Source organism: Methylobacterium sp. J-118 (genome assembly GCF_057836565.1).
This window is the reverse complement of the sequence record NZ_JBYQFA010000001.1, coordinates 5,454,484-5,477,706: the sequence shown is the minus strand read 5'-3', so window position 1 is coordinate 5,477,706 and position 23,223 is coordinate 5,454,484. Positions and strand designations below refer to the sequence as shown.

Genomic DNA, 23,223 nt, shown 5'->3' with positions numbered 1-23,223 from the left:
TCAAAGTCTAATAAAAGCGTTGCCGTTTCGTCCGAGCCGGATGACGAATGCGCAGCCGGTACGGCACGCACGAGCCGCACTCGGATCGCAGCCGGGCCAAACGACCGCGGTGCCTTCGGGGCAGGGCCGTAGGGCAGCGGCACTGAGGAGGCCCGCCTCGACGCTCCGGCCGCCCCGGGGCAGAAAGCCGCCGAACCGCGCGTCGCAGACCATCGGAGACGGTCACCAACCGCCGAGGCCAAACCACCCCGCGCCCATCGCACCCCCGCGCTTGCACCCGCGCCCCGGATCGCCGACAGCTTCGGCACCCCCACGGCACCGGGAATCACCCGCGTTGAACGTCCTGTCGATCCAGTCCCACGTCGCCTACGGGCATGTCGGCAACGCGTCGGCGGTGTTCCCGATGCAGCGGCTCGGGGTCGAGGTCTGGCCGGTCCACACGGTGCAGTTCTCCAACCACACCGGCTACGGGGCGTGGCGCGGCCCGGTCTTCGAGGCGGAGGCGATCCGCGAGGTGGTGCGGGGCATCGGCGAGCGCGGGGTGTTTCCCACCTGCGACGCGGTGCTGTCGGGCTATATGGGCTCGGCCGCGATCGGGGAGGCGATCCTAGAGGCGGTGGCCGCCGTCCGGGCCGCCAACCGCCAAGCGCTCTATTGCTGCGACCCGGTGATCGGCGACGTCGCGGAGGGCGTCTACGTGCGGCCGGGGATCGAGGCGTTCCTGCGGGAGCGTGCCGTGCCGGTGGCCGACATCCTCACCCCCAACCAGTTCGAGCTCGACCTGCTCACCGGCCTGCCGAGCCGCACCCTGCCGGAGGCCGCCGCCGCCATCGCGGCGCTCCAGGCCCGGGGGCCGCGGGTGGTGCTGGTCACCTCGGCTCTGTGTGCCGATACGCCGGCCGAAAGCATCGACCTGCTGGCCGGGGCGGAGGGCCGGGTGTTCCGGGTCCGCACCCCGCGGCTCGCCATCGCGGTGAACGGCGCCGGCGACTGCATCGCGGCCCTGTTCCTGGTCCACTACGCCCGCACCGGCTCGGCCGCCACGGCGCTCGGCGCGGCGGCGGCCTCGGTCTACGGCCTGCTCAGGCGCACCGCCGAGGCGGGGTCCCGGGAGATCCTGACGGTGGCCGCGCAGGAGGAATATGTGAATCCGAGCGCGGTGTTCTCGGTCGAGGCGGTGTGAGGCGCGGGACCGCGCGCATCCGCCCTCACGTCCCCTCCCGCACGATCGTCGGCTCGTGGGCCACGGAAAAGTTCACCGAGCGGGCGATGAAGCACAGGGCGTGCGCGCGCCGGTGCAGCGCCAGGGCCGCGTCGGGGTCCGAACCCGCCGCGATGGTCACGCGGGGGCGCAGGATGACCGCGGTGAACTGGCCGGCGCCGCCCGCCTCTTCGGTCATGCGTCCCTCGGCGGCGTCCTCGTAGGCGGTGACGACGATCCCGGCCTGCGCGCACAGGCCGAGATACCAGAGCTTGTGGCAGGCGGCGAGCGAGGCCACCAGCAGCTCCTCGGGGTTCCAGCGGCCGGGATCGCCCCGGAAGGCCGGATCGGACGAGCCGGCGATGGGCGGCTTGCCCGGCGCCGACAGGGTGTGGGCGCGGGCATAGCCGCCAGACGTGCCGGTCCCCGTCCCGGTATTGCCCGTCCAGGTCACCGTGACGGCGTAGCGGTGCAGCGTCTCACCCATGGATCCCCCCGCGACAGATTCGGTCCGCACGCCGTCCAGGCCCCCGGGCCGGGTCGATACGGCGCGCCGCACCATGTACCAAAGGCGCGCCCCGCCCTCGAATCGCGGCCGTCCCGCCGCCGGGCCCGCGCGACACGGAAGGTCCGACACGATGGCGCGCCGCTTCGTCACCCTCGACGTGTTCACCGCGCAGAGGCTCGCCGGCAACCCGCTCGCCGTGGTGCTCGACGCGGAGGGCCTCGACGCGGCCGCCATGCAGGCCATCGCCCGGGAGTTCAACCTGTCCGAGACGGTGTTCGTGCTGCCGCCCACGCAGGCCCGGCACCGGGCGCGCCTGCGCATCTTCACCCCCGGCCGGGAGCTGCCCTTCGCCGGTCATCCGACGGTGGGCACCGCGGTGCTGCTCGCGCTCCGGGATCCCGCGCGGGGCGATGCCCGGGCCTTCGGCCTGGAGGAGGAGATCGGGGTCGTGCCCTGCGTGGTCGAGACCCTGGCGGATGGCAGCGGCGGACGGGCGCGGTTCAGGCTCCCGGTCCTGCCGGACTATCTCGGTCCGGGCCCCGAGCCCGCCCTGCTGGCGCAGCTCCTCGGCCTGGAGCCCCGGGATATCGGCACGGGCCGGCACGCGCCGAGCCGCCACGGGGTCGGCCCCCGCTTCACCTGCGTGCCCGTCGGCTCGGTGGCGGCCCTCGACGCCGCGCGGCCGGCCCAGGCGCCGGAGCCGGGGGACGGGCTCTACCTCTACGCCCCGGACCCGGAGGGCACGGGCGCGAGCTGGCGGGTGCGGATGTTCGCGCCGGATCTCGGCGTCCCGGAGGATCCCGCCACCGGCGCGGCGGCGGCCGCCTTCGCGGGGGTGCTGATGCAGTTCGAGGCGATGGGGGACGGCACCCACGACGTGGCGATCCGCCAGGGCGAGGTTATGGGCCGGCCGAGCGCGATCGCACTCCAGCTCACCCTCGCGTCGGGCGCCCTGCGCGCGGTGGAGATCGGCGGCGCCGCGGTGATCGTCTCGGACGGCACGCTGCATGTCTGAGGGTTTTCGCAGCACGCGCCTCACCGACGTGACGGCGCGGTTCGTGGATCACGCCTGGGCCTTTCCGCGGGCGCACGAAGCCGCCATCGCGGCGCATTGGCAGGCCCGGATCGCCCGCAGCCCCGGCCTGTTCGACGGCACCGTCCTCCTGTGCTGCGCCCACGCCATCGTCGACGGGGTCGCCCAGCTCGACCTGTTCGCGACGCGCTATTCCATCTTCACCTACTACCGGCATGTCCGGCACGCCGATCCGCAGGTGCGCAACGCCTTCGCGGCGATCGTCCCCTGGACGGCGGACGGCGCCGTCCTCCTCGGCGCGATGGGCGCCCACACGGCCAATGCCGGCCAGCTCTACTTCCCCTGCGGCACCCCGGACCCGGACGACGTGCGCGGGACGGCGGTCGACCTCGCCGGCAGCGCCGCCCGGGAACTCGCCGAGGAGACCGGCCTCGAACTGCCGGAGGCGGCCGAGACGGCGTGGATCCTCCTCGAAGGCGAGGACCAGCTCGCCTTCCTGCGCCCCGTGCGCTTCCCGGAGCCGGCCGCGGTGATCGCGGCGCGCATCGCGGACCACCTCCGGAGCGAGGCCGAGCCGGAACTCGCCGGGATCGCCGTCATGCGGAGCGCCGCGGAGATCGACCCGGCCCGCATGCCGGGCTTCGTGCGGGCCTATCTGGCGCAGGCTCTGCCGAAGCGGGCCTGAGCCCGTCCGCGCGCCGCGCCCGCTCCGATGACAACGGTCTCGCCTCGCGTAGCGGCATGGCCCCCACGGGACGACGCCGGCAGGGATTTTTGCGGCATCGCGGGAGCTTCGCAGTTGCCGGCACGTTCACTGGACGCTCCCCGCAGCGGCACGTGGCCGTGCGGGTCGCGTTCCGGAGTGTCCATGTTCGATTCCCGACGTCCTGCTTCACAGGCCCGCGCGACCCGCACGCGCATCGAGGAAGGCCAACCCTATCCGCTCGGCGCCACCTGGGACGGGCTCGGCGTCAACTTCGCCCTGTTCTCGGCCCACGCCACCAAGGTCGAGCTCTGCCTGTTCGACGATGCCGGCGAGCGCGAGATCGAGCGGATCGAGTTGCCCGAATACACCGACGAGATCTGGCACGGCTACCTGCCCGATGCCCGCCCGGGCACGATCTACGGCTACCGGGTCCACGGCCCCTACGAGCCGAAGGCCGGCCACCGGTTCAACCCCAACAAGCTGCTGATCGACCCCTACGCCAAGGGGCTCGTCGGCTCGATCACCTGGAACCCGGCCCTGTTCGGCTACCAGATGGAGACGGGCGACGACCTGACCTTCGACGAGCGCGACAGCGCGCCGTTCAACCGCCGCTCCCGGGTGATCGATCCGGCCTTCACCTGGGGCCGGCACCGCAAGCCGAACGTGCCGTGGGAGAAGACGATCTTCTACGAGACCCACGTCAAGGGCATGACCAAGCTCGACCCGCGGGTGCCGGAAAAGCTGCGCGGCACCTATGCCGGCCTCGGCACACGGGACGTGCTCGACTACATCAAGAGCCTCGGCGTCACCTCGGTGGAGCTGCTGCCGGTCCATTCCTTCGTGCAGGACGATTACCTGCAGGAGAAGGGGCTGGTGAATTACTGGGGCTACAACACGATCTCGTTCTTCACCCCCGCCAGGCGCTACGCGGCGGTGCCGGACTTCGCCTTCTCCGAATTCAAGGAGATGGTCTCGCGCTTCCACGGCGCCGGCCTCGAGGTGATCCTCGACGTGGTCTACAACCACACCGCAGAGGGCAACGAGAAGGGCCCGACCCTGTCGTTCAAGGGGGTCGACAACGCCTCCTACTACCGGCTGCTGCCCAACGAGCCGCGCTATTACATCAACGATACCGGCACCGGGAACACCTTCAACCTGTCGCATCCGCGGGTGCTGCAACTCGTCACCGATTCCCTGCGCTACTGGGCGACCGAGATGCGGGTCGACGGCTTCCGGTTCGACCTCGCCACGATCCTCGGCCGCGAGCCCTACGGCTTCGACGAGGGCGGCGGCTTCCTCGACACCTGCCGGCAGGACCCGGTGCTCAACGGCGTCAAGCTGATCGCCGAGCCGTGGGATTGCGGCCCCGGCGGCTATCAGGTCGGCGGCTTCCCGCCCGGCTGGGCCGAGTGGAACGACCGGTTCCGCGACGATGTCCGTGCCTACTGGAAGGGGGACGGCGGGCTGCTGCCGGATCTCGCGGCGCGCCTCGCAGGCTCGGCCGACAAGTTCAACAAGCGCGGGCGCAAGCCCTGGGCCTCGGTGAACTTCCTCACCGCCCATGACGGCTTCACCCTGCACGACACGGTGGCCTACAACGAGAAGCACAACGAGGCGAACGGCGAGGGCAATCGCGACGGCCACTCCCACAACCTCTCGTACAATTACGGCGCCGAGGGCCCGACCGACGATCCGGTGATCCGGGCGGTGCGGCTGCGCCAGATGCGCAACATGCTGGCGACCCTGTTCCTGTCCCGGGGGACGCCGATGCTGCTCGCCGGTGACGAGTTCGCCCGAACCCAGAACGGCAACAACAACGCCTATTGCCAGGACAACGAGGTCTCCTGGCTCGACTGGGCGGCGATCGGCGAAGAGGAGCGGGATCTGGCCGAGTTCGCCCAGCGCCTGATCATCCTGCGCAACGCCCTGCCGATCCTGAGCCGCGGGCGGTTCCTCACGGGCCGGTACGACGAGGAGTTCGGCGTCAAGGACGTGGCGTGGCTGCGCCCGGACGGGAGCGAGATGACCCCCGAGAACTGGACCGACGGGGGCGCCCGCGCCTTCGCGGTCCAGCTCGACGGCCGCGCCCAGGCCACCGGCCTGCACCGCCGGGGCGGCGACGCGACCCTGCTGATCATGTTCAACGCCCACCACGACCTCGTGACCTTCACGCTGCCGGAATCGGTGGGCGGGGTGGCCTGGACGCGGCTCCTCGACACGAACCTGCCCGACAGCCAGGACGTGGAGAGCTTCCGGTTCGGCACCGGCTACGCGGTGACCGGGCGCTCGCTGCTGATGTTCGTGCTTAAGCCCGAGGACAGCCCCGGCAGCGGCGACGACGCCATGGAGCGCTCGTACCAGCACGTGATGCAGGCCTTCGAGCGGGCGAACGTGGAGCATGTCCGCTTCCACCTCGACGACGAGGCCTGAGACCCAAGGCCGGGCGGTTTTCACGCCGTCCGCGCCTTGCGCGCGGCGGCGCACCCGGCTAACAGCACGGCACCGCGCGGCCCAGGCCGCGTCCGGCGCCCTGCGGGCGCGCCCGGGCGCCCGGTTCGCGGCTGGAGGGGTGGCCGAGTGGTTGAAGGCGCACGCCTGGAAAGTGTGTATACGGGAAACCGTATCGCGGGTTCGAATCCCGCTCCCTCCGCCAGCCTTTCGCCCCGTGGCTGATCCGCCGCGAAGCACACTGAAATCAAAGGCTTACGTCTCGGCGGCGGCTGAAGACGTTTCGATCGGGCGACGGGGGACGTCTTCCCGTCGCCCGCTTGGGTTTGCCGGGCTGGCGGATCGGCGACGGGGCCGTTCCCGCCGCTGATCCGGGGCGCCTGATCGCCGGTCCGATGAACCCGTCCAAACGGCTCAGCGGGCCGCGGTGATGACCGCCTCGATCAGAACCTGCGGGCCGAGTTCGGCGACGCCGATGGTGGAGCGGCTCGGCAGGATCTCGGGCGCGAACCACGCGGTCCAGGCCGCGTTCATCTCGTCCTTGAGCGCCATGTCGGTGATGTAGAGCGTGGCCGTCAGGATCTTGGTCCTGTCGCTGCCCATCTCGGCGAGCAGCGCGTCGATCCGCGCCAGGATCTGTTCGGTCTGGCCCTTCATCGCGGCCGATCGATCCTCGGCCACGATACCGCCGAAGTAGAGAACGCCGCCGTGCTCCACCACGCGGTGCATGATCGGCGTGCGGATATGGCGCTGGATCATCGAAACGTGTCCTTCCGTTTGCGGGGGTTCTAACCGGCGGGCTGGAGCAGCGCCGACCGGGTCTCGGGCACGGCGCCCGGCTGGCCGAAGCGGGCCGGTGCGAACGCCGCGATGGGGTGGTGCGCGGCGCCGTCGAGCAGCAGGCCGGCGACGATCTCGCCGACGAGGGGCGCCAGGGCGAAGCCGTGCCCGGAGAAACCGAAGGCGTGCACCAGGCCGTCCGCCACGGCGGATCGGCCGATGACCGGCAGTTCGTCCGGCGTGACGCCCTCGATGCCGGCCCAGGCATGCACGATCCGCGCGCCGCGCAGGATCGGGAACAGGTCGAGGGCCGTGCGCGCCGAGTAGGCGAGGCGCGGGACGTCGAGTTGCACCGCGCCCGTGTCGAGATCCGCGTGCCCCTTGTGGCCGCCGCCGATCATCACGTGGCCGCTCTCGGACTGCTTGAAGGACAGGGGCCGGCCGGTCGCCCCGACCACCGGTGCCAGGAACGCCGGCCGCGCGTCGGTGAGCAGCATCTGGAAGGCGTTGAAGCCGAGGGGGATCGGCTCCCCGGCCGCGCGGGCGAGGCGGCCGCCCCAGGCGCCCGCGGCGTTGACCAGGAGGGGCGCGGCGTGCGCCGCGCCGCCGCGGGTCCGCAGGTGCCAGCGCCCGGCACGGCGCTCCACGGCGGTGACGCGCGCCTCCTCGACGATCTCGGCTCCGGCGGCCCGCGCGGCGCGGCCGAAGGCGAGCGTCGTGCGCAGGGGGGCCGCGAAGCCGTCGCGATGCGCGACGATGCCGCCGACGACGTGCTCGGCGACCGCGGGGAGCAGCCGGCGCACGGTCGCGGCGTCGGCCAGTTCCTCGTGCGTCCAGCCCCCGGCCTGCAGGCGCGCGACCCGTTCGGAGAGGAGCGCGAGTTCCGCCCGGTTCTCGGCCACCCGGACCTGCCCGGCGGCATGGAAGCCGCAGCCGTCGCCGACGAGGTCCGCGATCCGGTGCCAGCGCGCGACCGCCTCCAGGGCGAGCGGCACCTCGGCGATGTGGCGGCCCAGCGTGCGCACGCCGCCCGCCGAGTATCCCGAGGCCTGGGCCGCGACCCGTCGGGCCTCCAGCACGCGGACGCGTCGACCGGCTCGGGCGAGGAACAGGGCGGCGGACAGGCCGTGCAGGCCGCCGCCGACGACGAGGATGTCGGGATCGGTCATGCGAGCGCGCCTTCGTCCCCCTGCGGCGGGACCGGCTCCGGCAGGGTCGCGGCGAGGCCGGCCAGGGCCGCGAGACCGACGGGCCGGGCCGGCACCACCGCGCCGAGGATCGCACCCTGCGCGAGCGCGGCCCCGGTCCGCCCGGGTCCGGCGGGCCGTTCGAGCAGCGCCGCGAGGGCGACCGGATCGAGCCGCGTCACGGCGGGGTCCGCGGCCGACGGCGGCGACGGCTGGATCGGGGGCCCGGCGCGCAGGGCGCGGGCCGCGGCGACCGCCTGCCGCTCCGCGGCCCGTGCCGTCGCCGCGCCCGCGACGCGGCCGGCCGCCCCAATGCCGGGCACGCTGGTCCGACCGTCCGCGTCGGTGCGCACCCGGCCGTCCGAGATTGCGCAGCCGAGCGCCGCGAGCAGCAGCGGCTCGTCGGCGCAGACGAGCAGGACGTCGAACGGCTCCGCCCAGACCCGCCCGTCGCCCTCGACCCAGACACGGCCGGGCTCGGCGTGCCAGGCCGTGGCGTCGGGCCGGGCGATCAGGACGGCGCCGGGCAGTTCGGCCAGGGCGGCGCGACCGGCCGGGCCGCCGCCCACGATCACCGCGCGGGGGGTGTCCGCGGCGCTCACGCGGTCAGCTCCGGCATCGCGTCCGGCCGCCCGTTGGCCAATTCACCCACCGTCATCGGCTTGAACGGCGCCCGCGGGCGCAGGGCGCCGACCGTCTCCATGGAGGCGCCGCGGGTCTCGGCAATCAGCCCGGCGACGACGGTGCCGCACATGCGGCCCTGGCAGGGGCCCATGCCGGCGCGCAGATACGCCTTGACCTGGTTCGGGCCGGCGGCGCCCAGGCGCGCGGCCCCGCGGATTTGCCCGGCCGTGATCTCCTCGCAGCGGCAGACGACCGTGTCGTCGGCGGGGGCGAGGATGCCCGCGGCGGGGCGGTAGAGACGGTCGAGGAAGGGCCTGAGCGCCAGGGCCGCGCGCTGCGCGCGCCGGGGCTCCGCGGCACGGGCGTCGCGGGCGGCGGCGTCCAGCCGGCCGAGGCGGAGGGCCGCGTCGAGGGCGGCGAGCCGTCCGCCCGCCGCGGCGGCCTCCCAGCCGCCGATGCCGCCGCCGTCGCCCGCCACGGCCAGGTTCGGATGGCTGGTGGCGCCCCAGGCATCGAGGCGCGGCCGCCAGCAGAGCTGCAGGTCGTCCCAATCGTGGTCGAGGCCCAGCGCCCGGGTGATGTGGGTCGACGGGATCACCCCCTCGTGCAGGAGGAGCGTGTCGCAGGGAAGCACCTGCTCGCGGCCCCCCTGGCGCCACCGCACCGTCGAGACCCGGCCGTCGCCCTCGGCCCGCAGGTCGCGGACGTTGCGGACCACGGTGAGGCCCCGCGCCCGGGTCTCGCGCATCAGGGCGATGCCCTTCGTCAGGAGCCTGCGGCCGGTCCAGAGACCGCCCGCCCGCAGGGCGTCCCGGAGGGCGCCGCCGGCGCCGGTCTCGAGCAATGTCAGCCGTTCGACCCCGGCGCGCAGGAGTTGCACGGCCAGCAGCCAGCAGAGCGGCCCCTGCCCGGCGATCACCACGGATCCCTCGGGCACCGCGCCGGCGGTCTTGAGCAGGATCTGGGCGGCGCCCGCGCTCATGACGCCCGGCAGCGTCCAGCCGGGGATCGGCACCGGCCGCTCCTGGGCGCCGGTGGCGAGGAGGACGCGCCGTGCCTCGATCTCCGCGGTGGCGCCGTCCGAGGCCACGGACAGCAGGCCGGCATCCGGGTCGAGGTGCCAGAGGGTGGTTCGCGGGCGGTAGTCGATCCCCCGGGCCGCGCGGAATCGCGCCGCCAGGGCACCGCCGGAATCGAGGAACTCGCCGGCGAGCGCCGGGTCCCCGGAGGCGGCCTCCACCGCCCGGAAGACCTGGCCGCCGGGGGCGGGCTGCTCGTCCAGCACGGCGACCGAGAGGCCGAGGGCGGCGGCCTCGATGGCGGCGGCCATGCCGGCCGGGCCGGCGCCCACGATGGCGAGATCGTGGCTCATGCGGCGTCCTCGATCCGCGCCGCGCGGGCGCCGCGCTGCGGCTCGATCCGCATGCCCGGGGCGACCGGCACGAGGCAGGACTGGCGGTTGGCCACGCCGTCGATCTCGGCGAGGCAGTCGAAGCAGGCGCCGATCATGCAGTAGGGCAGGCGCGGCGCGCCGCCGACCGGGGTGGTCCGGATCGCGGGCAGGCCGGCGAGCAGGACCGCGGCGGCCGCGGAGGCGCCCTCCGGCACGCGGACCGGCCGGCCCGCGACGAAGACCTCCACCAGCCGGTCCCCGGGGGCCGGACGGGCCTCAGGCCGCCTTCTGAACATCGAAGCGTCTCGCGCTGAAGGGGGACAGGTCCGGCGTGAGCGCGCCGGCCGCGATCATCGGGGCGAGCAGGCCGGCATGCGCGCCGGCGAGCGTCACCCCCGAATGGCAGTTGGCGATGGTCGCGCCGGGGTAGCGCTCGGATTCATCGTAGATCGGCTTGCCGTCCGGCGACATGACGCGCAGCGCCGCCCAGGCCCGGACGATGTTGAGCTCGGCGATCCACGGGAAGGTCTGGACCGCGCGTTGGGCGATGGCCCGCATGATCGCGGGGGTCTGGGTCAGGGTGTCGAAGCCCATGTCCTCCTTGCTGTCGCCCAGCAGCAGCGAACCCTCCTCGGTCTGGCGGACGACATGGGTCGGCAGGGCGAGCACCTGCCGGGTGCGCTCCGTGACCAGGATCTGCCCGCGCTCCGGCCGCAGGGGGGCGGACAGACCGACGAGGGGCGCGAGCTCGGCATTGCCGAGGCCGGAGGCCAGGACGAGGCGCGGGGCACGGACGGTCTCCGCCCCGATATCGACCGCGAAGTCGCGCGGAGCCGCCGTGACGGCCGTGACCTTGGCGTTCGGCCGGTAGAGGCCGCCCAGATCCTGGAACGCCGCGTGGAGCGCGCGCAGGAGATGCAGGGGGCTCGCGTGGCCGTCATAGGGCGTCCACGAGGCGCCCACGACCTGCGGCCCGAGGCCCGGCACCAGGTCGCGCAGCTCCGCGGCCGGGATCATGCGGTATTCGTAGCCGGCATTGCCGGCCTCCCGGCGCAGCTGGCCCATCAGCGCGTCGCGCTTGGCCATCTCGTCGTCCGAGAAGCAGAAATGCAGCCCCCCCGGCTGATGCAGCCCGACGCCGATGCCGGTCGTCTTGAGGAGATCGGCGGCCAGTTCCGGCCAGGCCCGGGCCGAGGCGTGGGTCCAGTGCTGATAGTGCGGCGCGCCGAGGCCCTTCGACTGGACCCAGACCAGCCCGAAATTGCCCCGGCTCGCCCGGTGGGCGACGTCGCCCTCGTCGAGCATAACCGTCGACAGACCCTGGCGCTGCAGGCCGTAGGCGATGGCCGCGCCGACGAGGCCGCCGCCAATCACGATCGCGTCCTGCATCTGGTGTCCGGTCATGCGCGGCGCTCCCCGGTGAGCAGGCGGTCGATCGGGTAGAAGCGATCGAGGCCTAAGAGGACCAGGGCGGTGACGACGATCAGCGCCGCCGAGACCGACGCGACCAGCGGGTCGGTCATCTGGTCGATGTAGTTGAACAGTTGCACCGGCAGCGGGTTGGCGGCGGGCGAGGCCAGGAACAGGCTCACCGTCAGCTCGTCGAAGCTGGTGACGAAGGCCAGGATCCAGCCGCCCGCGAGGCCGGGGGCGATCAGCGGCAGCGTCACGCGCCGGAACACCGTGAGCCGGTCGGCGCCGAGGCTCTCGGCGGCGCGCTCGATGCGCGGATCGAGACCCGACAGGCCGGCGCCGACGAGGCGCAGCATGTAGGGCGTGATCACGATGACATGGGCCGCCACGAGGCCGGCGAAGCTGCCCGACAGCCCGAACCCCGAGAAGAAGCGCAGCAGCGCGACGCCGAGCACCACGTGCGGGATCATCAGCGGCGAGGCGAGGACCGCCACCAGGGTGCCCCGCCCCGGGAAGCGCCAGCGCGCGATCGCCAGGGCGGCCGGGACCGCGATCAGGGCCGAGAGGGTCGCGGCCGTCACGCCGAGGCGGGTGCTGTACCAGAAACTCTCCAGGAAGCGCGGGTTGTCGCCGATCGCCCGCCACCAGCGCAGCGACAGGCCGTCGACCGGCAAGGCGAGGTAGCCCTGGCTGGTGAACGAGACGGCGATCACCACCAGCAGCGGTGCCAGGATGAAGGCCAGGAACAGGGCGTGGAAGGCCAGCGCCAGGGGGCCGTTGCGGCTCATGCCGGGCCTCCCTGCGCGACCGCGCCGAGGCGCCGCAGCGCCCGCTTCTCGACGAGCCGCGTCCAGAGGAGCGTGGTGAGGAGGATCGCCGCCATCAGCACGGTTGCGAGCGCGGCACCGAGCGGCCAGTTCAGGGTGTTGAGGAACTCGTTGTAGGTCATGCTGGAGACGACCTTCAGGCGCTTGCCCCCCAGCATGGCGGGGGTCGCGAAGGCCGAGGCCGAGAGGCAGAACACCATCAGCGCGCCGGCCATGACGCCCGGCATGACGTTGGGCAGCACGACCCGGGTGAACACCGTGAACCGCCCGGCCCCGAGGCTGGTCGCCGCCCGCTCCAGCACCGGATCGAGCCGGCCGAGGCTCGCCCAGACGGACAGGACCACAAGCGGCACCATCACGTGGACGAGGCCGACCACCACGGCGCCCTCCGTGAACATCAGCCGGAAGGGCGCCCCGGGCACGTGGAGGGCGGTGAGCGCCTGGTTCACGAGGCCGTTCGTGCCGAGGAGCACCATCCAGCCGAAGTTGCGCACCACCACCGAGACAAGCAGCGGCCCGACCACGACGAGGAGCATCGGCCCGCGCCAGCGCGGGTCCATGCGGTGGATGATCCAGGCCTCCGGCACCCCGACGAGGAGGCAGATCAAGGTGGTCAGCCCGGCGATGCGGAAGGTCCGCGCCAGGGCCTCGCCGAACAGCGGATCGGTGAAGAGATCCTGGTAATTGGCGAGCCCCCAGCTGGGCAGCACGCCCTTCTCGAAGTCGAAACCGTGCAGGCTCAGGGCCAGCACGCCGGCCAGCGGCAGGAGCAGCGCCCCGGCATAGACGAGGGCGGAGGGCGCCGTCAGCAGCGCGGGGGTGAGGCGGTCGAGGCGGGTCATACCGGCTCCAGCCGCCGCAGGCTGTGGGCGTCCCAGTCGAGCGTCACCGCGGCGCCCTCGTCGAGGGGCGTCGCGCCGGTGTTCTGGGCCATGACAACGAAGGCGCCCAAAGCCGTCTCCACCGTGTAGAGCCAGAACCCGCCGAGGAAGAGCCGCGCCTGCACGCGCCCCTCGAGGCCGGGCGGACTCTCGGGCGCCCGCTCGCAGCGGATCCGCAGGCGCTCGGGCCGGATCGTCAGGAGGATGTCGCCCTGGCGGTCGGCGAGTTCCGGCGGCAGGCAGAAGCGGTGCCCCGCGGCCTCCGCGTGGCCGGAGGCGGCCCGCGCCGGCAGCCGGTTGCTGCGGCCGAGGAAATCGGCCACGAAGGCGTCGGCCGGGATGTCGTAGGCCTGCCAGGGGGCGTCGATCTGGACGACCCGGCCCCCCTGCATGATCGCGACCCGGTCGCACAGGGCCATCGCCTCGGCCTGATCGTGGGTGACCAGCACCGTGGTGACGCCGATCCGGCGCTGCAATTCGCGCAGCTCGACCTGCATCTCCTCACGCAGCTTGGCGTCGAGGTTCGAGAGCGGCTCGTCGAGGAGCAGCAGGCGCGGCTCGACCACCAGCGCCCGCGCCAGGGCGACGCGCTGCTGCTGCCCGCCCGACATGTTGCGCGGGAAGCGCTCGGCGAGGTGCCCGAGGCGGACCTGCGCCAGCGCCTCGGCGACCCGCCGGCCCCGCTCGGGCCTCGGCACCCGGCGCATCTCCAGGCCGAAGGCGACGTTCTCGGCGGCCGTCATGTGCGGGAACAGCGCGTAGGACTGGAACACGAGGCCGATGCCGCGCTGGGCCGGCGGCGTGCCGGTCAGGTCGCGCCCCTCCATCAGGATGCGGCCGCGGCTCGGGGCCTCGAAGCCGGCGATCATCTGCAGCGTCGTGGTCTTGCCGCAGCCGGAGGGCCCGAGCAGGCCGAGGAACTCGCCCGGCGCGACCGCGAGGCTGACGTCGCGGACCGCGGTGACGGTGCCGTAATCCTTGCCGAGACCGTCGAGGGTGAGGAAGGCCGGCGCGGACATCAGCGCTCGACCTGCCGCTGCCACTGCCGGGTCCAGTCGGCGCGGTTGCGGTTGACCACGTCCCAGTCGAGGCCGATCAGCGAACGCACCTGATCCTCGCCGTAGATCACGCGGTCGGCGACCTCTGGCGGCAGCTTGGTGGCGCGGTTGGTCGGGCCCGCCCCGTACTGCGTGGCGAAGATCTCCTGGACCTTCGGCGAGACGAGATAGGCCAGGAACTTGTCGGCGAGCGCCGGTTCCGGGCTGCCGGTGATGGCGCAGCCCGCCGTCATCAGGACGACGGCGCCCTCCTTCGGCCGGGCGATGGCCAGGGGAAAGCCCGCCTGCTGCATGGCGGCGACCCGGGACGAGCCCCAGACGGCCAGCCAGATCTCCCCCGACTGGAACATCTCGCTCATCTTGCCGGGGCTGCTCTCGTAGGCGAGCACGTTCGGGTTGATCTGCTGGCGCATGACCTTCAACCCCGGGGCGATGTCGCTGTCGCTGCCGCCATGGATGCGGGCCATCATCGCCAGGGTGTGGACGCCGTAGGTGTTGTCGATGCCGGGGATCGCGATCCGCTGCCGGTAGTCCGGCCGGGCGAGGTCCATCCAGGAGGTCGGCACCGGGAAGCCGCGCTCCTTGAACAGCTTCGTGTTGTAGGCGATGCCCGTGAAGCCGAAGCCGGTGCCGACGGCGTGGTCGTCGCCCAGGACGGCGATCGGGTAGACCGCGTCGCGCACCGCGTCCGGGAGCTTCCGGCACAGGCCGAGGGACACGGCCTGCACCATCGGGCCGTCGTCGAGCACCGCCACGCCGACCGTCTGGTTGCCGCGCTGCGCCTGCATCCGGGCGAGGTTGTCGGAGGAGTTGCCGGTCAGGTAGTCGATCTTGACGTCGTTCTCGCGCTCGAAGGCCGGGATCACGCTCGTGCGCATGATCTGCTCGTAGCTGCCGCCGTACCCGGCGACGGTGAGGCGCGGCTCGGCCGAGGCCGGGGATGCCGCCCCGGCGAGCGCGGCCGCCATCGCGGTGAGAAGACCCAGTATCGGCCGCAGCATTGCTTTGCCCCCGTGAGCAATCGGAAAGCTGTTCGTGAGCAAGAAGCGGGCAGGGCGCTCCTGTTCTGAGCATCTCCGCCACGTATCAGTCCCGAATGCTGATCAACGTGCGATCTCTTGACGAGGGAGGCAAATTCATAATTTTTGCCGTTTCATTCCTCACGGTAGCGAGGGGCGGGATTTTCGATGACGCCGAGCCGGCTCCGCCAGTTGGAAGCGTTCCGCGCGGTCATGCAGAGCGGCTCGGTCAGCCGCGCGGCGCAGCGGATGTATCTCTCGCAACCGGCCGTCACGAAGCTGCTGCGCGGCCTGGAGGACGAGACCGGGCTGCCGCTCTTCGACCGCTCGCGCCGCCACCTCCAGCCGACGCCGGAGGCCGTGAAGCTGGAGGGCGCCGTCGCGACGCTGTTTGCGGCCGCCGACCGCCTGGATCGCACCATCGACGACATGCGCGGAATCGGAAGCGGCGAATTGCGCGTCGCGGCCATGCCGCTCATGGGGCTGTCGCTCATCCCCCGGCTGCTGGCCCAATTCGCCACCGACGTGCAGCCCGTGCGGATCTCGCTCGTGGTGGCGAGCTCGCGCGAGGTCTACGATCTGGTGCAGGCCGGCAATGCCGATCTCGGCTTTGCCCTGCCGGTCGGCCGCAGCGCGCTCGTGGCAGCCCCACCGATCGAACTGCCCGGGCTGGTCGTCCTGCCGCCCCGTCATCGCCTGGCGCGCAACAAGGTCGTTCCGCTCTCCGAGCTCCACGATGAGCCCTACATCTCGCTCGGTCGCCAGTATCGCCTGCGCGATCAGGTCGACGAACTCTTCACCAACAACGGCGTCACGCCCCGGCTCGTCGCGGAGACCCAGAACGCGGCGGCCGCCTGCGCCATGGTCGCCGCGGGCCTCGGCTTCACCATCGCGGAGGCCGTCACCGTGCGCGCCCTGAAGGGACAGGTCATCGCGCGCAGCCTGCGGCCGACGGTGACCTACACGGTCACGGTCCTGGGCAGCCCGGGGCACCCGCTCTCGTCCACCGCGCTGGGCTTTCTCAAGCTGGTCCGCGGCGAATTGAGCAACTGACGTCGGATCGGGCCCGGTGGGCGCGCGACGATCGATCTGGGCCTCGCTACGGAGGGGCTGTTCCGCTCGAATCCTTGATCGCAGGCCGCCGCCGCGTCAGCGGGATCGGCTCTGACGGCACAGGCCCTCGACCCGCCTGGAGGGGCGTGGCCGGTTTCGGCGCTCGCTGACGGAACAACCGTTCGCGTGATGCCCCGGGCTCCAGGTCCGGCGCCCCGTCCTGAGGGCTCTCGTCGGCTGCCGATTAAGTCGCACGCCGTGGCGCCCCGTGAACCGGACGATCCGGATATCCTGTGGGCGTTGCCGCGGGTGACGACGAGCGACCGCGCGGCGCCTGTCGCAGCCCGGCGGGAGGACATTGTGGATCGCCGCGCCGCGCGCCCTCGAAGACGCGGTCCCCGCGCGGATCCCAGGCCGTCGGGCGGCGCATATCCGGATCGGACAGGAAGGCGGTACCGATGACGACCCAGGATCTGTCGGACTTCCCGCGGGAGGCCTTCGCGAAGCACGATCGTGATCCCGATCCCCTGTTCTACGCCCAGCCGCGCTTCGTCACCCATATCGACGCCGCCGCGATCGCGGCCGTGACCGAGATGTACAGGACGGTCGTCCCTGCGGGCGGTGTCGTCCTCGACCTGATGTCGAGTTGGGTCAGTCACCTGCCGGACGAGGTCGCCTACGCCGGCGTCATCGGTCACGGCCTGAATGCCGCGGAACTCGCCGCCAACCCGCGCCTGACCCGGCATTTCGTGCAGGACCTCAACGCCGACCCGCACCTGCCCCTCGACACGGCCTGCGCGGATGCCGCCCTGGTCTGCGTCTCGGTGCAGTACCTGCAGCAGCCGGTCGCCGTCCTGTCCGAGATCGCCCGCGTGCTGCGCCCGGGCGCCCCGGTGGTGATCAGCTTCTCGAACCGCCGCTTCCCGACCAAGGCGGTGGCCATCTGGAACGCCCTCGACGGCGCGGGACATGCGCGCCTCGTCAGCCTGTATCTCCAGCGCGCCGGCTTCGCCGATCTCGACGTGCGCGTCCTGAAGCCGGAGGGAGGGGCCAGCGACCCCATGACGGCGGTGATCGGCCGGACCGCCGCGGCTTGAGGGGCCCGGCGGCCGGTCCGGACGGGGCGGTCGTGGGGGATCGCGTTCGCCGAAGACCCCGGTCGCCACGGATGGCCGGTCAGGCCGGGGGGCGGGTCGGGAACCAGTTGCCGTGGAAGCCCGGCGGGATCCGGTGCGCGAGGCGAACGCGGGCGATGGGCGGGGCCTCGAACGATCGGGCGTCGAGGATGACGAAGTCGGTCGTGTCGTTCGCGGTGTCGATGACGAACCCGACGAGCCAGCCTTCGTCCTCTGCGGCCCCGGCGCGCGCCGGCACGAAGACGAACTCCCCCGGGACGCGGTCGGCACCGAAGGCGTGCACCCGGCGGCCGCCGGTCTCCAGGTCGTGCTTGTAGAGCTCTGTCGCCCCGGCCAGCTGCGTGTTGCCGTCGGCGGGGACACTGACGGTGTAGACGTACCGGTGGCGCTGCCCGAGACGCCGCTCGTCGATGCGGGGGAACTCCTGCGCCGCGGGGTCGAGGACCCGCCGCGCGACCCGCTTCGTGCCAGGGTCGATCGTCCAGCGTTCGAGCCGGCCCGGCCTGTCGAGCCCGCCCCCGGCCGAGGCGAACACCGTCTCGTAGGCGACCACGTCGAGGATCACCCGTCCATCCGCGTCGTCGTAGGCGTTGGCGGCGTGGAACACGAAGCACGGTTCGACGGCGCACCACACGATGTCGGCGCCTTCGCCCTGCCGGGGCAGGAGGCCCACGCGGGCCCCGTGGCCGGGGTTCCAGCGGAACGGGAAGCGGTAACCGGCGAGCAGGGCCCGCAGCGAGAAGGTCACGGGCAGATCCAGGACGATCGCGAAGCGCGCCGTGATCGCGCAGTCGTGGATGCAGGGGCCGTGCGCGACCGCCACCGGCACGTCCCGCACGACCCGCCCGGTCGGCGCGACGACGACGTGGCGGATCTGGTCCCAGACGCGGCCGTCATAGGCGATCGCGTGGGTCTCGCCGGTCAGCGGGTCGCGGTGCGGGTGTCCGGTGAAGGACCCGGCGAGCGTCCCATCGAACGGGTTGTAGCGCTGCACCTCCAGGTCCTGCGCGAGTTCGACGGGAAAGCTGCCGGCCTCCACCACGGCGAAGATCCGGCCGCCGATCTCGACCACGTTGGTGTTGACGGTGTCGTTGCCGCCCCGGCGCGGCCCGGACGCGGCGGGACGGCCGAGCGCGGCGGCCGCGGTGCGGGAACCGATCCAGCGGTTGCGATACCACAGCGCTTTGCCGCCCTCGATCGCGAGACCGTGCACCATGCCGTCGCCGAGGAACCAATCGTGGCCCCGCCTCGCCGGGCGGACGGGGTTGGCCCCCATCTTGAGGTAGAGGCCGTCGAGCCCGGGCGGGATCGCCCCGGTCACGGCGAGGTCCCGCAGCGTCAGCTCTTCCCGCATCGGTTCGTGAACGCCGACCACGAAGGGGTTCTGCGTTCCGGGCAGGCGCAGGCGGTTGCAGGCCGCCACCAGGGCGACGCCGCCCTCGAGGGCGGCGCGGACAGCCGACTGGACTGGGTTCGGCATCGGCATCGGTCCCCGGGTGAGGTGGCAGACCGGGATCTAGTCGGGCGGGGCGCGCCCGGTTCCCGTCGGGGAGGGATCCGAGGACCGATCCGGCCCGCACGCTGACCGAGGCCGAGCCGCACGCGCGCCACGCCGGGCTGTGCCGTCGAGGCGGCGGATGTCGGGTGCCCCCGACCCTCCTCCGTCGGCGTGACGGCGGCGGCGGTGCGAAGGTCGGTCAAGTCGGGGCGATGCACAAGGGCGACGCGCCGCCCCGCCCGCGCGGTCCCTGACGTCTCTGCCGCGCCCGACGACGGGCGGTGACTCTGCCGCAGGAACACGACCGTCCCGCCCCGGTTCGCTGACCGAGATCGACGGACGGGGATGCGAGACATGGCGCAGATACGCGGATCGACGGTGGTGATCACCGGCGCGTCGAGCGGCATCGGACGGGCCGCCGCCTATGCCTTCGCGGCCAGAGGCGCGCGCGTCGTCCTCGCGGCCCGCCGTGCCGATGTGCTCGACGATATCGTGCGGGAGATCCGAGACGCGGGCGGCGCGGCCGTCGCCATCCCGACGGATGTGACCGATTCCGACGCGGTCTTCGCGCTGGCGGAGGGCGCGCGCCGGGCCTTCGGCGGCATCGACGTCTGGATCAACAACGCGGGGGCCGGCGTGTTCGGCCCGCTCCTCGACGCGCCGCTCGCCCTGCACCGGCAGACGATCGAGATCAACCTGATGGGCGCCATCCACGGTGCCTACGCCGTGCTGCCGCACTTCCGGCGCCAGGGGCACGGCACGCTGATCAACACCATCTCGATGGGCGGCTGGGCGCCGACGCCGTTCGCGGCCGCCTACACCGCGAGCAAGTTCGGCCTGCGCGGCTTCTCGGCGAGCCTGCGCCAGGAACTCGCCCGCCACAGGCACATCCACGTGTGCGGGGTGTTCCCGGCGATCGTCGACACGCCCGGCCTCGAACACGGGGCCAACGTCACGGGCAAGACGCTGAACCCGGGCCACCTCTACTACGCGCCGGAGGACGTGGCCGCGACCTACCTGCGCCTGGTCCGGCACCCGCGCCACGAGACGGCGGTCGGCTGGCCGGCCCGCCTCGCCCAGGCCGGCTACGCGCTCGCGCCCGCACTGACCGAGCGCATGATGGGCGCCGGGTTTCGCTTCGCCCTGGACCGTGCCGACCCGGGGCCGCGGACCCACGGGGCGCTGGAGAAGCCGATCCCGCAGGGAACGGGCGCCGATGGCGGCTGGCGGGCGCGCAAGGGTGTCCCGTCGGCGGGGACGATGAGCGCCGGGCTGGTCTGGGCCGGCGTCGGGGCCGCCGCGCTGCTCGGCCTCGCCCTCGGCACGCGGAGGTTGGGACAGCGGAGCTAGCCGCATCCGCTCGGACGATCCGACGGCACCGATGGGCCGGGCCTAGGGACGCCCTGCCGAGCCTCGGGCCGTCCGCACCCGGCCCGACCGAGCCGGAGGACCGTCGGCGGGACTCGATCGAGGATGCGGCCCCCTGCGGGGAAGCAGGCCGTGAGCGTTCGCGCATGAGCGAGGCCATCGTTTCGCGAATTCCACATCGAAGATCGCGCTGAGCCCCCGACGAAGACTGGGATTCCGGCTTCGCGCCCACCGCGGACCCGCCTCGGGAAGAAGGATCTTCCGAGGCGGCTCTGCGTCCACTCCGCCGACGCGCCGCCTCTAAGGATAGGCCGCCGCCAAGTCATCGGACATCGCGCACGAAATTTTGGAACATCTCGCCAGCTCTGTCGGCGCGATCGGCGGGAACTGATAAGAAGAGACTCTGACCTGCCGGTGTAATGAACCCGTCAAGTCTTCTCGTGCGTGGCACGCGTGTTGCTAAAACGGTGGGACGCCTGAGGAGTCTTCCGGCTTGCCCCCTTCGTTCAACGTGACCGATCTCTCCCGCCGCACGGTGCTGGCGCTTCCCCTCGGGCTCGCGGCCGCCGCGAGCGGCGCGCGCGCCGCCGAGCCGAGGCGTGGGGGCACGATGGTGATGATCGTGCATCCCGAGCCCTCGACCCTGGCCCATTACGCGGTGTCGGCGGGCAACATCCCGCCGATCGCCACGCAGGTCTACGAGGGGCTGTGCACCTACGACTGGGACCAGAATCCGCAGCCGAACCTCGCCAAGGCCTGGGACGTCGCCCCCGACGGCAGAACCATCACCTTCACACTTCAGGAGGGCGTGACCTTCCACAACGGCAAGCCGTTCACCAGCGCCGACGTGCAGTACTCCTTCATGGAGATCCTGAAGAAGTACAATCCGATCGCCCCGGTCATGCTCGCGGAGCTGGTCGCCGTCGACACGCCGGACCCGATGACCGCGGTCCTGCGGCTCGCCAACCCGGCCCCCTACATCATGAAGGCGCTCTCCGGGCGGGACCTGCCGATCCTGTGCCGCTCGGTGTTCGAGGGTACGGACGTCCTGCAGAATCCCAGCGCCAACAAGCCGATCGGGACCGGTCCGTTCAAGTTCGTGAGCTGGGAGCGGGGCCAGTCCGTGCGCCTGGACCGCAACGCGGCCTACTGGAAGCCGGGCCTGCCGTATCTCAACCGGATCGTCGCCCGGTTCATCCCGGACGCGGCCACCCGCTCGGCGGCGATGGAGGCGGGTGAGGCGCATTTCGCCGGGTACAGCGCGGTCAACTACGCCGACCTCGCCCGGATGAAGACCAACCCGATCCTCGACCTCACCACCAAGGGCTACGAGATGACGCCGGCCCAGAGCGTCCTGGAGCTGAACGGCCGGCACCCGCAGCTCCAGAAGAAGGCGGTGCGCCAGGCGATCGCCTACGCCATCGACCGCAAGGTCATCCTCAGGGACGTGATGTTCGGCTACGGCCTGCCGGCCACCGGACCGCTCAGCCGCAAGTTCAAGACCGCCGGCCTCTACACCGACGACGTGCGCCAGTACGACGTCCCGGACCGGCTCGACATCGCCAACCGGCTGCTCGATGAGGCCGGCGCCCCGCGCGGCCCGGACGGGACCCGCTTCCCCCTGCACCTGGAGGTGAATTCCTTCGGCGAGCAGTGGCTGCGGCAGGCCGAGTACCTGAAGCAGGCCCTGGCAATCGTGGGCATCGACGTGACGCTCCGCTCGGAGGACACCGCGACCTGGCTGCGGCGGGTCTACACGAACTACGATTACGACCTGAACGAGCCGTTCCTGAGCCAGGGCGTCGACCCGGTCTACGGGCTCAACAAGCAGTTCCTCACCAGCCAGATCCGCAAGGGCGTGACCTTCGTCAACGACACCTTCTACGCGAATCCCGAAGTCGACCGCCTGCTCGGTGAGGGCGCGCGCGAGCCGGACCCGGAGAAGCGGAGCGCGCTCTACAAGACGGTCCAGCAGATCCTGGCCGAGGACAGCCCGATGATCTGGCTCATCGACGTGCAATACGTCAGCGTCTTCAACCGGCGCCTCAAGGACCACACCACCGGCCCCCTCGGAACCCAGCAAGCCTTCGAGCGGGCCTGGATGGACACGTAGTCCCGTGCGGCTCGCGCGTTTCCTCGGCTACCGGCTGCTGCTGGCGATCCCGGTGGTGCTGGGCATCGTGGTGCTCAACTTCTTCCTGATCCACCTCGCGCCCGGCGACGCGGCCTCCGTACTGGCCGGCGAGAGCGGGGCGGCGAGCCCCGAATACATGGAGCAGCTGCGGCACAAGTTCGGCCTCGACCGGCCGCTCCTGGCGCAGTTCGGCGTCTATCTGCTGAACATGGCCCACCTCGATCTCGGCTACTCGTTCCGCAACGACAGCCCGGTGGCGAGCCTGATCGTCGACCGGCTCTGGCCCACCGGCCTGCTGATGCTGACCGCCTTCGCGGCCGCGTTGCTGATCGGGACGCTCCTCGGCCTCGTGGCCGCGACGGGCCGCAATTCCTGGCGCGACGGGATCATCTCCCTCCTCAGCCTCGTGGCCTACGCGACCCCGGGCTTCTGGCTCGGGCTGATGATGATCGTGGTGTTCGCCATCCGCCTCGGCTGGCTGCCCACCAGCGGCTACGACACGGTCGGCGCCGACAACGAGGGCTGGGACGAGGTCTGGGACGTCGGCCGCCACCTGGTCATGCCGGCCGTCGCCCTCGCGCTGTTCTACCTCGCCGTCTACGCCCGGGTGATGCGCGCCTCCGTGCTGGAGCAGATCGGCATGGATTACGTCACCACCGCCCGCGCCAAGGGCCAGACCGAGGCCCGGGTGATGACCGGGCACGTCCTGCGCAACGCGCTGCTGCCGGTGGTCACCATGGCGGGCGTGCAGGCCGGCAACCTGATCGGCGGCTCGATCGTGGTCGAGACCGTCTTCGGCTGGCCCGGGATCGGCACCCTGGCGTTCAACGCCCTCCAGTCGCGCGACCTCAACCTGCTCCTCGGCATCTTCTTCGTCTCGGCCTGCCTCGTGGTGGTGATCAACCTCGTCGTCGACCTCGTCTATGTCGGCCTCGACCCGCGGATGGAACTCTAGC

At 72.3% G+C, this 23,223-nt stretch carries 21 protein-coding genes and 1 tRNA gene; 10 read left to right on the top strand and 12 right to left on the bottom strand.

The window, feature by feature from the left end:
- The first annotated feature begins 334 nt into the window (after nucleotides 1–334).
- Nucleotides 335–1,183, top strand: a complete 849-nt coding sequence (pdxY, locus tag AC3IF3_RS26680; RefSeq protein WP_243973662.1) for a pyridoxal kinase PdxY — start codon at nucleotides 335–337, stop codon at nucleotides 1,181–1,183.
- A gap of 25 nt (nucleotides 1,184–1,208) precedes the next feature.
- Here pdxY and AC3IF3_RS26675 read toward each other — a convergent pair whose 3' ends face one another.
- Nucleotides 1,209–1,688: an OsmC family protein gene (locus AC3IF3_RS26675; RefSeq protein ID WP_489230935.1), complete on the bottom strand. Its 480-nt coding sequence runs from the start codon at nucleotides 1,686–1,688 to the stop codon at nucleotides 1,209–1,211.
- 151 nt (nucleotides 1,689–1,839) lie between these two features.
- Between AC3IF3_RS26675 and AC3IF3_RS26670 the strand changes: the two genes are divergently transcribed.
- The 4 genes from AC3IF3_RS26670 (at nucleotide 1,840) to AC3IF3_RS26655 (ending at nucleotide 6,101) form a co-directional block, all read left to right on the top strand.
- Nucleotides 1,840–2,724 carry a PhzF family phenazine biosynthesis protein gene (locus tag AC3IF3_RS26670; RefSeq protein WP_489230934.1) on the top strand — a complete coding sequence of 295 codons (885 nt, stop codon included), beginning with the start codon at nucleotides 1,840–1,842 and terminating at the stop codon, nucleotides 2,722–2,724.
- The gene (locus tag AC3IF3_RS26665; protein WP_489230932.1) at nucleotides 2,717–3,427 is read left to right on the top strand and encodes an NUDIX hydrolase; all 711 of its coding nucleotides are present in this window, start codon (nucleotides 2,717–2,719) and stop codon (nucleotides 3,425–3,427) included. The genes AC3IF3_RS26670 and AC3IF3_RS26665 overlap by 8 nt, the downstream gene beginning before the upstream one ends.
- A gap of 183 nt (nucleotides 3,428–3,610) precedes the next feature.
- Nucleotides 3,611–5,878 carry a glycogen debranching protein GlgX gene (glgX, locus tag AC3IF3_RS26660; protein ID WP_489230931.1) on the top strand — a complete coding sequence of 756 codons (2,268 nt, stop codon included), beginning with the start codon at nucleotides 3,611–3,613 and terminating at the stop codon, nucleotides 5,876–5,878.
- Between the two features lie 133 nt (nucleotides 5,879–6,011).
- A tRNA-Ser gene (locus tag AC3IF3_RS26655) sits at nucleotides 6,012–6,101 on the top strand.
- A 209-nt stretch (nucleotides 6,102–6,310) separates the two neighbouring features.
- Here AC3IF3_RS26655 and AC3IF3_RS26650 read toward each other — a convergent pair.
- Genes AC3IF3_RS26650 through AC3IF3_RS26605 form a run of 10 tightly spaced genes read right to left on the bottom strand, consistent with a single transcriptional unit; the run spans nucleotide 6,311 to nucleotide 15,060 of the window.
- Nucleotides 6,311–6,655 carry a RidA family protein gene (locus AC3IF3_RS26650; protein WP_489230929.1) on the bottom strand — a complete coding sequence of 115 codons (345 nt, stop codon included), beginning with the start codon at nucleotides 6,653–6,655 and terminating at the stop codon, nucleotides 6,311–6,313.
- Between the two features lie 29 nt (nucleotides 6,656–6,684).
- Entirely contained in the window at nucleotides 6,685–7,845 is a 1,161-nt protein-coding gene (locus tag AC3IF3_RS26645) for an NAD(P)/FAD-dependent oxidoreductase (protein ID WP_489230927.1), read from the bottom strand.
- A complete protein-coding gene (locus AC3IF3_RS26640; RefSeq protein ID WP_243972724.1) occupies nucleotides 7,842–8,465 on the bottom strand; it encodes a hypothetical protein in 624 nt (207 codons plus the stop codon). Before AC3IF3_RS26640 ends, AC3IF3_RS26645 begins: the two co-directional genes overlap by 4 nt.
- The gene (locus AC3IF3_RS26635) at nucleotides 8,462–9,859 is read right to left on the bottom strand and encodes an FAD/NAD(P)-dependent oxidoreductase (protein WP_489230926.1); all 1,398 of its coding nucleotides are present in this window, start codon (nucleotides 9,857–9,859) and stop codon (nucleotides 8,462–8,464) included. Before AC3IF3_RS26635 ends, AC3IF3_RS26640 begins: the two co-directional genes overlap by 4 nt.
- Nucleotides 9,856–10,176 (bottom strand): (2Fe-2S)-binding protein, encoded by a 321-nt coding sequence (locus AC3IF3_RS26630; RefSeq protein WP_489218996.1) that lies wholly within the window; start codon nucleotides 10,174–10,176, stop codon nucleotides 9,856–9,858. Before AC3IF3_RS26630 ends, AC3IF3_RS26635 begins: the two co-directional genes overlap by 4 nt.
- Nucleotides 10,157–11,284: an NAD(P)/FAD-dependent oxidoreductase gene (locus AC3IF3_RS26625; RefSeq protein WP_489230925.1), complete on the bottom strand. Its 1,128-nt coding sequence runs from the start codon at nucleotides 11,282–11,284 to the stop codon at nucleotides 10,157–10,159. The genes AC3IF3_RS26630 and AC3IF3_RS26625 overlap by 20 nt, the downstream gene beginning before the upstream one ends.
- Nucleotides 11,281–12,081, bottom strand: a complete 801-nt coding sequence (locus tag AC3IF3_RS26620) for an ABC transporter permease (RefSeq protein ID WP_489230924.1) — start codon at nucleotides 12,079–12,081, stop codon at nucleotides 11,281–11,283. Before AC3IF3_RS26620 ends, AC3IF3_RS26625 begins: the two co-directional genes overlap by 4 nt.
- The gene (locus AC3IF3_RS26615; RefSeq protein ID WP_489230923.1) at nucleotides 12,078–12,962 is read right to left on the bottom strand and encodes an ABC transporter permease; all 885 of its coding nucleotides are present in this window, start codon (nucleotides 12,960–12,962) and stop codon (nucleotides 12,078–12,080) included. Before AC3IF3_RS26615 ends, AC3IF3_RS26620 begins: the two co-directional genes overlap by 4 nt.
- A complete protein-coding gene (locus tag AC3IF3_RS26610) occupies nucleotides 12,959–14,020 on the bottom strand; it encodes an ABC transporter ATP-binding protein (protein ID WP_489230922.1) in 1,062 nt (353 codons plus the stop codon). Before AC3IF3_RS26610 ends, AC3IF3_RS26615 begins: the two co-directional genes overlap by 4 nt.
- Entirely contained in the window at nucleotides 14,020–15,060 is a 1,041-nt protein-coding gene (locus tag AC3IF3_RS26605) for an ABC transporter substrate-binding protein (protein ID WP_489230921.1), read from the bottom strand. The genes AC3IF3_RS26610 and AC3IF3_RS26605 overlap by 1 nt, the downstream gene beginning before the upstream one ends.
- A gap of 186 nt (nucleotides 15,061–15,246) precedes the next feature.
- Between AC3IF3_RS26605 and AC3IF3_RS26600 the strand changes: the two genes are divergently transcribed.
- Together AC3IF3_RS26600 and AC3IF3_RS26595 are read left to right on the top strand one after the other, a co-directional pair.
- Entirely contained in the window at nucleotides 15,247–16,131 is an 885-nt protein-coding gene (locus AC3IF3_RS26600; RefSeq protein WP_243972735.1) for a LysR family transcriptional regulator, read from the top strand.
- Between the two features lie 458 nt (nucleotides 16,132–16,589).
- Nucleotides 16,590–17,228, top strand: a complete 639-nt coding sequence (locus tag AC3IF3_RS26595; RefSeq protein ID WP_489230919.1) for a class I SAM-dependent methyltransferase — start codon at nucleotides 16,590–16,592, stop codon at nucleotides 17,226–17,228.
- A gap of 79 nt (nucleotides 17,229–17,307) precedes the next feature.
- On the opposite strand, the gene AC3IF3_RS26590 is transcribed toward AC3IF3_RS26595, so the two are convergent.
- A complete protein-coding gene (locus tag AC3IF3_RS26590) occupies nucleotides 17,308–18,747 on the bottom strand; it encodes an 8'-apo-carotenoid 13,14-cleaving dioxygenase (RefSeq protein WP_489230918.1) in 1,440 nt (479 codons plus the stop codon).
- A 372-nt stretch (nucleotides 18,748–19,119) separates the two neighbouring features.
- Here AC3IF3_RS26590 and AC3IF3_RS26585 point away from each other — a divergent pair, with 372 nt between their 5' ends.
- The 3 genes from AC3IF3_RS26585 (at nucleotide 19,120) to AC3IF3_RS26575 (ending at nucleotide 23,222) form a co-directional block, all read left to right on the top strand.
- Entirely contained in the window at nucleotides 19,120–20,115 is a 996-nt protein-coding gene (locus AC3IF3_RS26585) for an SDR family oxidoreductase (protein ID WP_243972746.1), read from the top strand.
- A gap of 511 nt (nucleotides 20,116–20,626) precedes the next feature.
- Entirely contained in the window at nucleotides 20,627–22,246 is a 1,620-nt protein-coding gene (locus AC3IF3_RS26580; RefSeq protein ID WP_489230917.1) for an ABC transporter substrate-binding protein, read from the top strand.
- Nucleotides 22,247–22,250: 4 nt separating this feature from the next.
- Complete coding sequence (locus tag AC3IF3_RS26575; RefSeq protein ID WP_243972750.1) at nucleotides 22,251–23,222, top strand: ABC transporter permease; 972 nt, start codon at nucleotides 22,251–22,253, stop codon at nucleotides 23,220–23,222.
- Nucleotide 23,223 lies beyond the last annotated feature (1 nt).

Coding starts and splice junctions, on each gene's coding strand:
- AC3IF3_RS26675 (WP_489230935.1), bottom strand. CDS start 1,688: ATGGGTGAGACGCTGCACCGCTACGCCGTCACGGTGACCTGGACGGGC.
- AC3IF3_RS26670 (WP_489230934.1), top strand. CDS start 1,840: ATGGCGCGCCGCTTCGTCACCCTCGACGTGTTCACCGCGCAGAGGCTC.
- AC3IF3_RS26665 (WP_489230932.1), top strand. CDS start 2,717: ATGTCTGAGGGTTTTCGCAGCACGCGCCTCACCGACGTGACGGCGCGG.
- glgX (WP_489230931.1), top strand. CDS start 3,611: ATGTTCGATTCCCGACGTCCTGCTTCACAGGCCCGCGCGACCCGCACG.
- AC3IF3_RS26650 (WP_489230929.1), bottom strand. CDS start 6,655: ATGATCCAGCGCCATATCCGCACGCCGATCATGCACCGCGTGGTGGAG.
- AC3IF3_RS26645 (WP_489230927.1), bottom strand. CDS start 7,845: ATGACCGATCCCGACATCCTCGTCGTCGGCGGCGGCCTGCACGGCCTG.
- AC3IF3_RS26635 (WP_489230926.1), bottom strand. CDS start 9,859: ATGAGCCACGATCTCGCCATCGTGGGCGCCGGCCCGGCCGGCATGGCC.
- AC3IF3_RS26630 (WP_489218996.1), bottom strand. CDS start 10,176: ATGTTCAGAAGGCGGCCTGAGGCCCGTCCGGCCCCCGGGGACCGGCTG.
- AC3IF3_RS26625 (WP_489230925.1), bottom strand. CDS start 11,284: ATGACCGGACACCAGATGCAGGACGCGATCGTGATTGGCGGCGGCCTC.
- AC3IF3_RS26620 (WP_489230924.1), bottom strand. CDS start 12,081: ATGAGCCGCAACGGCCCCCTGGCGCTGGCCTTCCACGCCCTGTTCCTG.
- AC3IF3_RS26615 (WP_489230923.1), bottom strand. CDS start 12,962: ATGACCCGCCTCGACCGCCTCACCCCCGCGCTGCTGACGGCGCCCTCC.
- AC3IF3_RS26610 (WP_489230922.1), bottom strand. CDS start 14,020: ATGTCCGCGCCGGCCTTCCTCACCCTCGACGGTCTCGGCAAGGATTAC.
- AC3IF3_RS26605 (WP_489230921.1), bottom strand. CDS start 15,060: ATGCTGCGGCCGATACTGGGTCTTCTCACCGCGATGGCGGCCGCGCTC.
- AC3IF3_RS26600 (WP_243972735.1), top strand. CDS start 15,247: ATGACGCCGAGCCGGCTCCGCCAGTTGGAAGCGTTCCGCGCGGTCATG.
- AC3IF3_RS26595 (WP_489230919.1), top strand. CDS start 16,590: ATGACGACCCAGGATCTGTCGGACTTCCCGCGGGAGGCCTTCGCGAAG.
- AC3IF3_RS26590 (WP_489230918.1), bottom strand. CDS start 18,747: ATGCCGAACCCAGTCCAGTCGGCTGTCCGCGCCGCCCTCGAGGGCGGC.
- AC3IF3_RS26585 (WP_243972746.1), top strand. CDS start 19,120: ATGGCGCAGATACGCGGATCGACGGTGGTGATCACCGGCGCGTCGAGC.